At 67.1% G+C, this 13,225-nt stretch carries 9 protein-coding genes; 6 read left to right on the top strand and 3 right to left on the bottom strand.

Annotated elements, in window-relative coordinates; all coding sequences use genetic code 11:
* Positions 1-57 precede the first annotated feature (57 nt).
* The 6 genes from ASD79_RS12210 (at position 58) to ASD79_RS12185 (ending at position 7,408) form a co-directional block, all read left to right on the top strand.
* Positions 58-681, top strand: coding sequence for a TetR/AcrR family transcriptional regulator (locus ASD79_RS12210; RefSeq protein WP_056721962.1), 624 nt, complete (start codon positions 58-60; stop codon positions 679-681).
* An 80-nt stretch (positions 682-761) separates the two neighbouring features.
* Entirely contained in the window at positions 762-1,853 is a 1,092-nt protein-coding gene (locus tag ASD79_RS12205; protein ID WP_056721961.1) for an efflux RND transporter periplasmic adaptor subunit, read from the top strand.
* Entirely contained in the window at positions 1,850-4,942 is a 3,093-nt protein-coding gene (locus ASD79_RS12200) for an efflux RND transporter permease subunit (RefSeq protein ID WP_056721959.1), read from the top strand. Before ASD79_RS12205 ends, ASD79_RS12200 begins: the two co-directional genes overlap by 4 nt.
* A 139-nt stretch (positions 4,943-5,081) precedes the next feature.
* Complete coding sequence (locus ASD79_RS12195; protein ID WP_200952300.1) at positions 5,082-5,351, top strand: hypothetical protein; 270 nt, start codon at positions 5,082-5,084, stop codon at positions 5,349-5,351.
* Positions 5,348-6,247 carry a fatty acid desaturase gene (locus ASD79_RS12190; protein WP_056721955.1) on the top strand — a complete coding sequence of 300 codons (900 nt, stop codon included), beginning with the start codon at positions 5,348-5,350 and terminating at the stop codon, positions 6,245-6,247. The genes ASD79_RS12195 and ASD79_RS12190 overlap by 4 nt, the downstream gene beginning before the upstream one ends.
* A 147-nt stretch (positions 6,248-6,394) precedes the next feature.
* On the top strand, positions 6,395-7,408 hold the full coding sequence (locus tag ASD79_RS12185; RefSeq protein WP_162252356.1) for an AraC family transcriptional regulator: 1,014 nt from the start codon (positions 6,395-6,397) through the stop codon (positions 7,406-7,408).
* Positions 7,409-7,663: 255 nt separating this feature from the next.
* Here ASD79_RS12185 and ASD79_RS12180 read toward each other — a convergent pair whose 3' ends face one another.
* The 3 genes from ASD79_RS12180 to ASD79_RS12170 all read right to left on the bottom strand — a co-directional run bounded on the left by ASD79_RS12180 (position 7,664) and on the right by ASD79_RS12170 (position 13,184).
* Positions 7,664-8,959, bottom strand: coding sequence for an MFS transporter (locus tag ASD79_RS12180; RefSeq protein WP_056721951.1), 1,296 nt, complete (start codon positions 8,957-8,959; stop codon positions 7,664-7,666).
* Positions 8,952-10,034, bottom strand: coding sequence for a LacI family DNA-binding transcriptional regulator (locus ASD79_RS12175; protein WP_056722618.1), 1,083 nt, complete (start codon positions 10,032-10,034; stop codon positions 8,952-8,954). Before ASD79_RS12175 ends, ASD79_RS12180 begins: the two co-directional genes overlap by 8 nt.
* Before the next feature lie 138 nt (positions 10,035-10,172).
* Complete coding sequence (locus ASD79_RS12170; RefSeq protein WP_056721949.1) at positions 10,173-13,184, bottom strand: TonB-dependent siderophore receptor; 3,012 nt, start codon at positions 13,182-13,184, stop codon at positions 10,173-10,175.
* Positions 13,185-13,225: the final 41 nt, after the last annotated feature.

Here is a 13,225-nt window from a genome sequence, read left to right as displayed (position 1 = left end):
AAATAATTATATCGTCACTCGTTTGTCAATCGCGATGCCCGATGGTAGCGTGCGGGCATGAGCACCATCGAACCTTCGCCCCCCTCAGCTGGGCAACGCGGTCCCGTCGAGCATGGCATTCGCGACCAGATCGTGGACGCGGCCGAGGCGCATTTCAGCCGTTACGGCTATGGCAAGACGACGGTCGCCGACCTCGCCAAGGCGATCGGATTCTCCAAGGCCTACATCTACAAGTTCTTCGATTCAAAACAGGCGATCGGCCAGGCGATCTGCGTCCAGTGCCTGGACAAGGTTCTCGCCGCGGGCGAGGCGGGCATGGCCGAAGGCAAGACGGCTGCCGAAAAGTTACGTCGATTTTTCAGCGGGATAGTCGCAACCAGCGCGGAGCTTTTCTTCGAGGACAAGCTGCTTTACGACATCGCGGCCCACTCGGCGGAGGAGCGCTGGCCCTCGGCGATGGCCTATATGGAAAGGGCCGAGGCGCTCCTGAAGGAGATCATTCTCCTGGGCCGCGAGACCGGCGAGTTCGAGCGCAAGACGCCGATCGACGAGATCTGCGAGGCGATCTTGCTGGTCATGCAGAGCTTCATGAACCCGCTGATGCTCAAGCACAATCTGGACGACCTGCCAGAGGCGCCGACCAAGGCCGTCAACCTCGTGCTTCGGAGTCTCGCGCCGTAGGATCAAGAAGGTGACCAGTTGACAATTCGGTCACAAGCCATCAGCCTAAGGTTCTCCCGTCAAGGCAGGACCCTTAAGCCATGTCGTCCCGAACCGTCGCCGCCGCCCTGCTCCTGGCCGGCCTCACGCCCTTGGCCGCCTGTGGCGGCAAGGCCGACGCCAACGATCCGCGCACCCTGCCCCCGGTCGTCCGGGTCGCCGTCGCGGGGCCGGCGGCCACCGGCGAGCGGCGGTTCAGCGGCGTCGTCTCGGCCCGCGTCCAGAGCGATCTCGGCTTTCGGGTCGGCGGCAAGGTGGTTGCCCGCCTGGTCGACGCCGGACAGACGGTTCGTCTGGGCCAACCGCTGATGCGCATCGATGCGGCCGACTACGCCCTGGCCGTCGCGGCCCAGAACGAGTTGGTGGAAGCCGCCCGGGCCCGCGCGGTGCAGACGGCCTCCGAGGAGCGGCGCTACCGCGGGCTGGTCGCGGCCGGCGCTGTCTCCGCCCTCGTCTACGACCAGGCCAAGGCCGCCGCCGACGCCGCCCAGGCTCAACTGGCGGCGACCCAGGCCCAGGCCCGCGTCTCACGCAACGCCGCCGGCTATGCGGTCCTGACCGCCGACGCCGACGGCGTGGTGATGGAAACCCTGGCCGAGCCCGGACAGGTCGTGGCCGCCGGCCAACCGGTTGTGCGCCTGGCCCATGCCGGCCCGCGCGAGGCCACCATCACCCTGCCCGAAACCGTTCGCCCGACGGTCGGATCGCTGGCGGACGCCTACGCCTTCACCGGCGCCAAGGCTGGCCAGGCGCGTCTTCGCCAGCTTTCCGACGCCGCCGACCCGCGCACCCGCACCTATGAGGCCAAATATGTGCTGAGCGGCCCGGCCGCCCAGGCGCCGCTGGGCTCGACCATGGTCGTGGCCTTGCCCGCCGAGGTCGGCGGCGAGGCCGCGCGCGGCGTTGAAGCTCCGATCGGCGCCCTCTATGACGCCGGCAAGGGCCCGGGTGTCTGGGTGATCGAGCCGCGCACCTCCACCATTCAATGGCGACCTGTGCGGGTTGCCGCGCTGGGGATCGAGACAGCGACGATCTCCGGCGGCCTGAGCGGCGGCGACCGGTTCGTGGCCTTGGGCGCCCACATGCTCCACCAGGGCCAGCGCGTCCGCGTCCAGACCGGAGAGGTCCAATGAACTTCAATCTCTCCGCCCTGGCGGTCCGCGAGCGCTCGATCACCCTCTTCCTGATCATCGCGGTGACCTTCGCCGGCGCCTTCGCCTTCATGAAGCTGGGACGCGCCGAGGACCCCAGCTTCTCGATCAAGGTCATGACCATCGTCAGCGCCTGGCCGGGCGCCACCGCCCAGGAGATGCAGGACCAGGTCGCCGAGCCGCTCGAGAAGCGCCTGCAGGAGCTGAAGTGGTACGACCGCAGCGAGACCTTCACGCGGCCAGGCCTGGCCTTCACCACCCTGACGCTGAAGGACCAGATTCCGCCCAAGGAGGTTCCCGAACAGTTCTACCAGACCCGCAAGAAAATGAGCGACGAAGCGGCCAACCTGCCGCGCGGGGTCCTGGGACCGTTCGTCAATGACGAGTACGGCGACGTCACCTTCGCCCTCTACGCCCTCAAGGCCAAGGGCGAGCCACAGCGCCTTCTGGTGCGCCAGGCCGAGACCCTGCGCCAGCGCCTGCTGCACGTCCCGGGCGTCAAGAAGGTGATGATCATCGGCGAACAACCGCAGAAGATCTTCGTGGAGTTCTCGCAAGCGCGCCTGGCGACGCTGGGGGTCAGCCCCAGGGACCTCTTCGCCGCCCTCAATGATCAGAACCTGGTCACGCCGGGCGGTTCGATCGAAACCGCAGGGCCCCAGGTGCAGATCCGGCTCGACGGCGCGCTCGACGACCTCGAAAAGATCCGGGAGACGCCGATCGTGGTCGGCGGTCGCACGCTCAAGCTGGCCGACATCGCCGAGGTCAAGCGCGGCTACGCCGATCCCGCCACCTTCCTGATCCGCAACGGCGGCGAGCCGGCCCTCGAGCTGGGGGTGGTGATGAAGGATCGCTACAACGGGCTGCGGCTGGGCAAGAGCCTGGAGAAGGAAGCCACGGCCATCTCCGCGGAAATGCCGCTGGGCATGAGCTTCGCCAAGGTCACCGACCAGTCGGTGAACATCACCGAGGCCTACGACGAGTTCATGCTCAAGTTCTTCGTGGCGCTCGCGGTCGTCATCGTCGTCAGCCTGGTCAGCCTGGGCTTCCGGGTCGGGCTGGTGGTGGCCATGGCCGTTCCCCTGACCCTGGCGGGCGTGTTCGTGATCATGCTGGTCACCGGCCGCGACTTCGACCGCATCACCCTGGGCGCGCTGATCCTGTCGCTGGGCCTGCTGGTCGACGACGCCATCATCATCATCGAGACCATCGTCGTGAAGATGGAGGAAGGCCGGGACCGCGTCTCGGCGGCGACCTATGCCTGGGGCCACACGGCCGCGCCCATGCTGTCGGGCACTCTGGTGACGATCATCGGCCTGATGCCGGTGGGCTTCGCCAAGTCCACGGCCGGCGAATATGCCGGCAACATCTTCTGGGTCGTGGCCTTCGCCCTGATCACCTCGTGGTTCGTGGCGGTGATCTTCACGCCCTATCTCGGCGTCCTGATGATTCCCAAGATCAAGCCGGTCGAGGGCGGTCACGCGGCGATCTACGACACGCCGCGCTATCGCCGGCTGCGCGCGATGGTCACCTGGACGGTCGACAACCGGTTCAAGGTGGCGGCCGGCGTCGGCGTGGCGATGGTGATCGCCGTGCTGATGATGGGCGGGACCAAGAAGCAGTTCTTCCCGGCCTCCGACCGGCCCGAAGTGCTGATCGAGGTGCAGATGCCCGAAGGCCAGAGCATCGCCTCGACCAGCCAGGCGGTGGCCAAGGTCGAGGCCTGGCTGCACCAGCAGCCCGAGGCCAAGATCGTCACCAGCTATATCGGCCAGGGCGCGCCCCGGTTCTTCCTGGCGATCTCGCCGGAACTGCCTGATCCTTCCTTCGCCAAGATCGTCGTGCTGACGCCCGACCAGAAGGCGCGCGACGCGCTCAAGCAGCGCGTGCGCCAGTTCGCGGCCAGCGGCGCCGTGCCCGGCGCGAAGATCCGCGCGACCCAGATCGTGTTCGGCCCGCCCTCCCCTTTCCCCGTCGCCTTCCGCGTCATGGGACCCGACGTCGCGCGCGTGCGCCAGATCGCCGAGCAGGTCCGCGCCGTGATGCTGAGCAACAACGCCCTTCGCCAGGTCAACACCGACTGGGGCGAGCGGGTCCCGACGGTCCACTTCGTGCTCGACCAGGACCGCCTGCGGGCCTTTGGTCTCAGCTCGAGCGATGCGTCGCTGCAGCTTCAATTCCTGCTGACCGGGGTTCCCGTGACCCAGGTGCGCGAGGACATCCGCTCGGTCGAGATCGTGGCGCGCACCGCCGGCGCCGATCGTCTCGACCCGGCCAGGCTGGGCGCCTTCACGCTGGTCGGCGCATCGGGAGAGCGTATCCCGCTCGACCAGATCGGACGGGCCGAGGTGCGCATGGAAGATCCCATCCTGCGCCGCCGCGACCGCCTGACGACCATCACCGTGCGCGGCGACATCGATGAGCGGCTGCAGCCGCCGGACGTCTCGACGCAGGTCCTCAAGGACCTCAAGCCGATCATGGCGGCCCTTCCGGCCGGCTACAGGATCGAGATGGGCGGCTCAATCGAGGAGGCCGGCAAGGCCAATGTCGCCCTGGCCGCGATCTTCCCACTGATGTTCATCCTGATGATGGTGGTGATCATCTTCCAGGTCCGCTCGCTGTCGGCGATGTTCATGGTGCTGCTGACCGCGCCCCTGGCCCTGGTCGGGGTCGCGCCGACCTTGCTGATCTTCCACCAGCCGTTCGGGTTCAACGCCATCCTCGGGCTGATCGGCCTGGCCGGGATCATCATGCGCAACAGCCTGATCCTGATCGGCCAGATCCACAACAACCAGGAAGAGGGTCTGGACCCGTTCCATGCCGTCATCGAGGCGACGGTGCAGCGGGCAAGGCCGGTCATCCTGACCGCCCTGGCCGCCATCCTGGCCTTCATCCCGCTGACCTTCTCGGTGTTCTGGTCCTCGATGGCCTACACCCTGATCGGCGGGACGATCGGCGGGACGGTCCTGACCCTGGTCTTCCTGCCGGCGCTCTACGCGATGTGGTTCCGGATCAAGGATCCTGGGCTCGACACCGCCAAGGCCAATGGCCCGGAAGAGCTGGCGACTTGACCGCCGAACTCGGAGCCGGACGGGCCTTGGCGCAAACGGTCATCAGAATGGCGCACCGCGCCATCTCCGTCGGCGCACCTTCGGCGTAGGCTAGGCCGTAAAGCCTGCCTCGAGACGGGCGACAGGGAGAAAGTTCATCATGCCCCGCGACGAGGTCGCCCTGCCGTCGAATGACGGCTCCGGATCAGGTCCATCAACACCCCCCGTCGGCGTCGTCGGCCGCCTGCTGATGTTGTTGCTCCAAGCCATGCCGTTGATTTTCGGGATCGGCTTCGTCGCGCCGCTGATCACGCAACTCCTCGAGCGCCTGCTTCCGGGCGCGGCGCAGGCCCAATGGCCTCTGGTTGCGGGCCTGGCGATCGGCGGATCATGGGGGGCGGCCGCCAACCTGAGGGGGCGATGGTTATGAGCGTCTCCGCGACGATGCACGAGCGCGATCTCAGCCAACTTTCGTCCCAAGAGTTGCTGCGCCTGGAGCGTTCGATCGCCGACGGCTTCATGGGCGGCCTTCCGTGGGGCTCCATCGCCTGGGCGTTCGTGAACCTGGCGGCCTGGCTGGCGCTTTGGCCCCTGACGCTGTCGGGCGTTCTCCCCCTGTGGGCGGCGGCTCCGATCGCGACCGTGACCGTGATCCTTTCCTACCTGCCCTCTCACGAGGCCCAGCACAGGATCATCGCCCGCGAAGGCGAGCGATTGTTCTGGCTGAACGAACTGGTGGGCCACCTCTCGCCCGTCCCGTTGGGACTGCCTTACCAAGCGGCCCGTCTCACGCACCATGAGCACCACAGCCACACCAACGACACGGAACTCGACCCGGACATCAACACCAAGTCCGACAGCGGTTGGCACATGGTCGTCAAGGACATCGGCAGCCAACTGCAGACGGTTCCAAAGATCAACATCGCCTACGCCAAGACCCTGGAGCGCATCGGATCGGACGACGCCCGGCGCGCCGGCGTCACGCTCCTGGCCTATGCGCTCGCCACCAACGCCCTGCTCTTCGGGTTCGCCTGGGCGGGCTACGCGCTCGAGGTGGCGGCGATCATGTGGCTGCCGCGCATCGTCGGCGGGGTCTACATCCGGTTTTTCCTGAGCTGGGCGCCCCACCATCCGGGCGCGGACCTGGGCCGCTACCGCAATACCCGCGGGTTTCGAAGCCGCCTTGGCAACATCCTGACGATGGGGATGCAGTACCACATCATCCATCATCTTTATCCTCGCATGCCCCTCATGCGGCATCCGGCGGCCTTCCGCGCGCTTCGGCCTATCCTCGTGGCGCGTGGGTGCCGGCTGGACGGGATCTAGCGGTCGAGCAGCGGTGGGTTCGGGGCGCCACACGGCTCCGCTTCAACATGAAGGCCAAACTGGTCGCGCCAGCCTTAAAGGGGTGGCGCGACGTGCCTCCTTCTGGGCATTTTGCGCGTGATGGTCGAGGCCCTAGAACAGCTGCCGATGTCCCTGGGCTATTTCCGCCTGATCTTGCGCTGCTTTGGCGACACCCCGGAGCGTCGAGCCGCCATCCTGGCCGGCACGGGCGTCACCGACGACATGCTGCGCGACCCCTCCGCCGACATCAGCCTCTTCCAGCAGGCCCGGCAGGTGGAAAACCTTGTCGCCCTGTTCGGGGACGGTTGGGCGCTGCGTTCGCCCGAGCTCTGGAATCTGTCCTGCCATGGGCCGCTGGGGGTCGCGGGAGTGGCGGCGCCGGACCTCGCCGCGATGGTGGAGGTAATCACCCGGTTCGGCTTTGTTCGGGCGCCGTTCTACAGGACCTCGCTGCGGCGCGGCCCGCAGTGGAGCCAAATGGACTACGATCTGACGGTCGATCTCGCCGAGACCGTTTGGCGCCCGATGATGGAAGTGTCTTTCATCGGGTTCCGGGCGGGGGTCGCGTCGATGCTGGCCGCGCCGCCCGCCGAAGCCCACTTCTTCTTTGCCTGCGCCGAACCCGAACACGCGCCTCAGGTCCGGGCCATACTCGGCAGGAACGTCGCCTACGGCGCGGCGCGCAACGCGATCCGTTTCCCCACCGCATGGCTCGCGCTGCAGTCCCCCATGGCCGACGCCACCTTGTACGGCGTCGCGCTGCAGGAGCTGCAGGCCGCGAGGGCGCGGCTCATCGCGCCGGATGGGTTGCGGGACAGGGTGGAGCGGCTGCTGAAATCCCTGCCCGCCGGCCATCCCACCGCCGACGAGGTCGCGCGCCTGACCGGCGTCTCGCGACGGACCCTCGTTCGGCGGCTCTCGGAGGCAGGGACCGGCTACCGCGAACTTGTCGATGCCGAACTGCGCGTCCGCGCCGAGCGGCTCCTACGAGCCGGCGACCTCTCCCACTCGCAGATCGCCGAGACGCTGGGCTACACGGATCCTTCGAGCTTCAGCCGGGCCTGCCGCCGATGGTTCCGCGGCGCACTTCCACCGGTTTGCCGGCCGAACCAAGCCCGAAAGGACACCAATCGGTCGTGACGAGCACATGTGTGAGCCCGGATCGATCGGCTGGACTTCAGCTCTGCGCCAGACCCGGGCCTGGGCCGGCGGCGGCGTGAGCAACGCCCGGAAGCGGACTTTGCCCATCGCCCGAGATGAGTCGGAAATCGACGTTCTTCAAATTACAGTCGCTTTTGGGAATATATTCCTAGAATGTAGGGTGCATAGTTAGGAAAACATTCCTTCCGCCATGCCGATCACGGCCATTGATGTTGGTGACGACACGGCGGCGGCTCAGCGGGTGTTCGCCCGCGCCCTGTCCAGATGGGCCGTGGCGTAGAAGATCAGCACGCTGGTCACCATCAGCACGGCCGCCAGCGCCAGCATGGGCGCCAAGTTGCTGCCCGTCGCGTCGCGCACCATCGGCACCAGGTTCTGGGCGATAAAGCCGCCCAGATTACCGATCGCGTTGATCGCCGCGATGCCGGCCGCGGCCCGCGGGCCGCTGAGGAAGCTCGGCGGCAAGCTCCAGAACACCGGCTGAGCCGCGAAGATCGCCGGGGCGGCGATGCACAACATCGCGAACTTCAGCGCCGCGCCGGGCACGATCACGCTCAGGGTCAGGGCGACCGCGCCCAGCATGATGGGTCCGGCTATGTGCCAGGCGCTGGCCCCGTGGCGCGCGGCGTGGCGCGGCACGAACCACAGCGCCACGCCGACCAGCAGCCAGGGGATGACGTTGATCAGCCCGTTGACGGTGTTGGAGACCCCGAACGACTTGACGATCGTCGGCAGCCAATAGCTCAAACCGTAAGCGCCCAGCGGCATGCCAATATAGAGGCCCGCCAGCAGCAGCACGCGTGGATCGAAGATCGCCTTCCAGGCGCCGCGATGATCGTCGGACGCCCCTCCCCGCTCCGCGGTCAGGACCGAGGCCAGCCAGGCCTTCTCGTTCTCCGGCAGCCATCCGGCCTGGGTCGGACCATCAGGCAGGCGCCACAGGACGTAGGGCGCCAGCAGCACGGCCGGAACGCCGGTGACCAGGAACACCCATTGCCAACCCGCCAGTCCCAGGGTCCCGTCCAGATCCAGCAGCAGGCCGCCCACGGCCGCCCCGACGGCGTTGGCGAGGGCGCTGGCGATCATGAACAAGCCCACCATCCGCGCGCGATGAGCCTGCGGGTACCAGAGGGTCAGGACGTAGAGCACGCCCGGGAAGAACCCCGCCTCGGTGACGCCCAGCAGGAAACGCAGGACGTAGAACATCGTCGCGTTCTGGGTGAAGCCCAGGGCCAGGGTGACCAGGCCCCAGGTGAACATGATCCGCGCGAACCAGACCCGGGCGCCCACTCGGGCCAGGATCAGGTTCGACGGCGCCTCGAACAGGAAGTAGCCGATGAAGAACAGCGACGCGCCCAGGCCGTAGGCCGCCTCGGTGAGGCCGAGGGCCTGGACCATGTCGAGCTTGGCGTACGACACGTTCTGCCGATCGATATAGGCGATCAGGTACATCAGGCAGAACAGCGGCATCAGCCGTCTGGTCACCCGCCCGACGGTGGCGCGCTCCAGGTCGAGGGACGGATCAGGCATGCGATGACCTCTGGTGTGCTTTCGCGCCCGCGACCCGGGTGACGCGCCGGGGCGGGGCGGTGGATTGGCGTTCGATCAGGGCATGACCCAGGACGTAATCCGCGGAGGCTTCGGCCGAGGGCTGGGTCGATCGCAAGACGCGCATCAGCCGATCCAGGGCCACGGCCGCCATCTGCCGCACCGGCTGGCGTACGGTGGTGAGCGGCGGCCAAAGGGTGGTGGCCACCGTGGTGTCGTCGAACCCGACCACGGTCAGGTCGCCCGGCACGTCGAGATGTCGGCGATGGGCCACCGACACGGCCGCGGCGGCCATGTCGTCGTTGCTGGCGAAGATCGCGGTGGGCGGCGGATGGGCATCGAGCAGTTGCTCGGCGGCGCGCAGCCCCGAACCGTAGGTGAACGTTCCTTGGGCCAGGACGAGTTCAGCCCCGTCGACCGCCGCGATCGCCGCACGCGCGCCCTCGAGGCGCTCGGCGCTGGCGGTCTGGTCGGGGTTCCCGGTGATGAAGCCGATCCTTCGGTGGCCAAGATCCAGCAGATGCTGGGCCATGGCCTGGCTGGCCTGGCGATCGTCGATGCGGACGCTGATCGCATCGGTCGGCGGACGCCCCGCGGCGACCACGGCGACGGGCAGATTAGCGGCGCGGAGGATGTCGCGCACGACGGCGGACTCGCCCAGAGGCGGCGCCAGGACCACGCCGTGGACGCCGGACCCCAACAACCTCTGCAGCTCCTGCGGCGCTGGGGCCTGGCCGTTCTCGCCCCGCACGAGGATCAACCGGGCCCCGGCGCTGGTGGCCTCCTCGAACACACCGACCAGGAAGTCGCTCATGAAGGCGGCGCTGGGATTGGAATAGATCACCCCGATCCGCAATTCGCCGTCCAAGACGAGATTGCGGGCCGCCAGGTTGGGCTGGTAATTCAGCTCGCGGATCGCGGCCAGGACCGCCATGCGCGTGGTTTCCCGAACGCTGGCGCCGTCGTTGATCACCCGCGACACCGTCATGCGAGAAACGCCCGCCAATAGCGCGACATCGACGATGGTGGCGCCCCGGGCGCGGTCCGGTCTGTTCAACGGAAAACCTTCTTGGCGTTCGCCGACCATGCGACGGCGACGTCGCTTGGCCAAGAAAAAGCGCCCGGGCCGGAACGGCGATCAGCCGGTCCGACCCGGGCGGCGCCGCCCAGGGAGAGGAGGAACGGGCGGCTCAAGCTAGAAGCTGTAGCGGAGACCGACGTGGTAGAACCGCCCCAGCAGATCATAGAGCGCCGGGTTGGCGTCCAGACCGGTGTTGGTTTGCGGCGACGGCGTCGGGTCCCTGTTGAACAGGTTGGCGACCTTGAAATAGGCCGTGAGCCCGTCCTTGATCTCGTAGGAACCACTCACGTCGACATAGGTCGCGCCCTTCATCTGGTTATGGTCGATGGTCGGGTAGTTGTTGTTGTCGGCTGGGGTTCTACCCACCGGACAGCTGCCGGCGGCGCACTCGATGTACTGGCCGCCGATGACGCCGTCGCTGAACCAGCGTTCCTGCAGGCTGAGGCTGAAGCGGTCGGAGCTCCAGGTCTGGACGGCGAGAACCTTCCAGTCCGGCGTATTGCCGGAGTTCTGGCCCGCGGTATCGATAACGGAGCCGCCGGGGAAGCCTTGATTGGTGACGAACTTGTGGGTGTTGGTCGCCAGGGCGCGCAGGTCGAAGTGGCCCGGCACGCTCGGGATATCGAACCGGTAGCTGGTTTCGATGTCGAAGCCGCTGGTCTTGATCGAGGCCAGGTTGAACACCTGGGCGTTGACGTAGGGCGTCGTGCCGGCCGGCGGGGCGAAGTTGAAGCTGCCGCAATACTGCGTCAGACCCGCATAGCAGAAGTTCACCACCTGCTGAGCGCTCAGGCTGGAGATGCCGCCGTTCAGGACGATGTTGTACCAGTCGACCGAGACGCTGAAGCCCGGCAGCCATTTCGGGTTCGAGAAGACGACGCCGAGCGTGGTGTTCTTGGCGATTTCCGGTTTCAGGTCGGGATTGCCGATCACGTTCTGAAGGACCAGCAGCGCGCCTGGTCCCGCGGGTTGGCCCGGTGGGGGGGTGGGTGTGGACGGAATGGTGAAGTTGGGCAGCGTGGTAGTGACCGGCGCGGCGAAGAGCTCCGACAGGTTCGGCGCGCGGACGTCGCGCGACGTCACGGCCCGCAGGCGAACGCCGTCGATCGGCGTGTCCCAGGTGGCTCCGACCTTCCAGGTGTAGACCGTGCCCGAGGTGCTGTAGTCGGTCCAGCGGCCGGCGGCGTTGAGGTTAGCCTTGCCCGCGGCGTCGGAGTTCACCAGCGGCACGTTCACTTCCGCGTACGCTTCCTTCACGCTGTATTTGCCGGCGCCGGAGTGATAGTTGCCCGCGTACCAGTTGTTGCCCGCCGTGTTGAGCAACGGATCCGCCGGATAGTCAGTGGTGTAGGGCGAGGCCGCCGAGCCGTCGCCGTAAGGGTCGCCCTGGACGTGGTAGGCTTCGCGGCGATACTCGGCGCCGAACGCCAAGGCCACGGGTCCTGCCCATCCGTTGATGGGCTCGCCGCTGAAGTTGATGCTGGCGACGTCCTGCTTCTGGACGGAGTGCTGGTACGGGCCGTTCTTGGGCGTGATGTAGGCCAGCGCCGCGTCGCTGGGCCGCTGTCCGCCGAAGACGTTGATCGGTTGGCAGCCATTGGCCCGGGCGACAGGGTCGGAACACACGATCTGGCCGTTGACGAGGGTGGCCTGGACGGCCGCCCTGTAGCGCGGGTTCAGCATGATGTTGTTGACGTGGATGTTCGTGGTGTTCTCGCCGTGCGTGTAATAGGCGTCGTAATGCCAATCCGTGCCGAGGGCGGCGAACTTGCCGTCCGCGCCGATCACGCCGCGGTACTGAGTCCGCGTCGGATGGACCGAGATGTTGTTGGGCAGCAGGGCGTTGCTGGTGCCGAAGGTGAAGCTGGTGATGTTGTTGGCGGCGCAGGCGGCCGCCACCGATGCCGGCAGGTAGGGATTGGAGCATTGCATCGTCAGGCCGGTCGTGGCCCCGCCTGGATTGGGCTGGTTGCTGGATTCGACGCGGGCGACGTTCAGGGTCGCGTAGATCTCGTTGTTGTCGTCAATGTCGTAGGCGATGCGGCCGTAGCTGTTCATGCGCTTGATTTCGGACTGCAGCGACGTGCCGACGCCGACATTGCCCGACAGGTCGCCGCCGACGCAGAAGCCGCCGTTCGAGTAGCAACCGATCACCGCGCCGTTTGCGGCCTTGGACGGCACGCCGTTGGAGCCATACTGGAACTGGAACGGGTTGCCGTTCTGATCGAAGGCGGTGCCTTGCAGCGGGCCGGCGCTGATCAGCCCGTACTTGGTGTACTGATAGGCTTGGGCATGCTCGCGGTAGAGATATTGCGGCGAGCCGTCATTGGTGACGCCGCGATTGATCAGGGTGGCGGTCGTGTACCAGTCGCGGCTGCCTGGCGCATCCTCGCCGAAGCCGCCGGCGGGAACGCCCTCCTCGTCATCGTATTCGGCGCTGACCTGGACATGCAGGCGATCATTCAGGAAGGCCTTGCCGCCCGCGACCTGCAGCAGGAACTGCTCGTTGTCGCCATAGGTCGTCACGCCCGCCGAGACGTTGGCCTTGAAGCCCTCGAACTTCTTGTCGGTGATGAAGTTGACGACGCCGCCGACCGCGTCGGAGCCGTAGGAGGCCGACGCGCCGCCGGTCACGACGTCGACCCGCTGGACCAGCAGTTGCGGGAACAGGCTGATGTCGGGAACGCCCGTGATGTTGGCCGGAACCACCCGTTGGCCATCAAGCAGGGTCAGGGTCCGGATGGTGCCCAGGCCGCGCAGCGAGAACGAACTCAAGCCCTGCGAGCCGCTCGAGGTGCTGAACGTGCCCGTGGTCGCCCCGGTCGAGCCCTGCAAGGAAGGCAGCTGGGCGATCGTCGTGAAGATGTTCGGCTCGGCGTTGCGCTCCAGGTCGGCCTGACCCAGGGCTTGGGTCGGCGTGGGCGCGGTAAAGCCGGTGGACCTGATCCGCGAGCCGGTGACCACGATCTCGCCCACGGTCGAGTCGGCGGCGGACTCCGACGACACGGGGGCCTGCGCCGTCTGCGCGCTGGCTGATCCGGCCGATGCGATCATTACGATCGCGCTCGTCGCGAACAACACGTTCAAAAAGGGCGATCCCCCTCGCGTCCGACCTAAAGCACTCATCCCTGCCGCCTCCTGTTTTTCGTTGAGTCCATCTGCGATGG

The sequence above is a fragment of the Caulobacter sp. Root655 genome, from assembly GCF_001427665.1.
Lineage (GTDB): Bacteria > Pseudomonadota > Alphaproteobacteria > Caulobacterales > Caulobacteraceae > Caulobacter.
This window is presented reverse-complemented; position numbering and strand designations above follow the sequence as displayed.

What these genes read in the sequence shown, in the direction of transcription:
- ASD79_RS12210 (WP_056721962.1), top strand. Translation starts at nt 58, where the DNA reads ATGAGCACCATCGAACCTTCGCCCCCCTCAGCTGGGCAACGCGGTCCC.
- ASD79_RS12205 (WP_056721961.1), top strand. Translation starts at nt 762, where the DNA reads ATGTCGTCCCGAACCGTCGCCGCCGCCCTGCTCCTGGCCGGCCTCACG.
- ASD79_RS12200 (WP_056721959.1), top strand. Translation starts at nt 1,850, where the DNA reads ATGAACTTCAATCTCTCCGCCCTGGCGGTCCGCGAGCGCTCGATCACC.
- ASD79_RS12195 (WP_200952300.1), top strand. Translation starts at nt 5,082, where the DNA reads ATGCCCCGCGACGAGGTCGCCCTGCCGTCGAATGACGGCTCCGGATCA.
- ASD79_RS12190 (WP_056721955.1), top strand. Translation starts at nt 5,348, where the DNA reads ATGAGCGTCTCCGCGACGATGCACGAGCGCGATCTCAGCCAACTTTCG.
- ASD79_RS12185 (WP_162252356.1), top strand. Translation starts at nt 6,395, where the DNA reads ATGTCCCTGGGCTATTTCCGCCTGATCTTGCGCTGCTTTGGCGACACC.
- ASD79_RS12180 (WP_056721951.1), bottom strand. Translation starts at nt 8,959, where the DNA reads ATGCCTGATCCGTCCCTCGACCTGGAGCGCGCCACCGTCGGGCGGGTG.
- ASD79_RS12170 (WP_056721949.1), bottom strand. Translation starts at nt 13,184, where the DNA reads ATGAGTGCTTTAGGTCGGACGCGAGGGGGATCGCCCTTTTTGAACGTG.